This window comes from Mycobacterium sp. DHQP2018-32-09 (assembly GCF_058148405.1).
On record NZ_JBYVYK010000197.1, the window covers coordinates 1 to 393 of the forward strand.

The 393-nt window shown below is 67.4% G+C and carries 1 protein-coding gene; it reads right to left on the reverse strand.

Annotation, left to right across the window (positions count from 1 at the left end; genetic code table 11):
* The coding region (locus AC30CM_RS27330) for a hypothetical protein (RefSeq protein ID WP_490120027.1) at positions 1-375 on the reverse strand (375 nt) is incomplete at its 3' end.
* Between the last annotated feature and the right edge of the window lie 18 nt (positions 376-393).

Sequence of the window (393 nt, forward strand, 5' to 3'; positions counted from 1 at the left end):
GTCACCGGCGCCGTACTTCGTCGCCATGCCGCTAGCGGCAACGACACCGTCGTACATCGGGCTGCCCGGGACGACGATCAGCGAGTTGCGGATCTCGGCGTCGGGGTTCAGCGGCTTGATGATGGTGTCGATGATCTTCTGCCGCGGAATGGTCTGCAGCCAGGCGTCGCGCACCAGGTTGGCCTTGTTGGCGTCGCCGCCGTAGGCCGCCGGGTCGAACGGACCCTTGTTGTTCTGGGCCATGTCGACGTGCTCGAAGGTTCCGCCGACGCCGTTGAGGACGGTGACGCCCTGGAGCGCCTGCATCTGCTTGAGGATGTCGGCGGTCGCCTGCGGCTGGGTGGCCAGCACCTCGCCGTTCTGCAGGGCCTGCACCGAAGCCTGAGCGTCGCC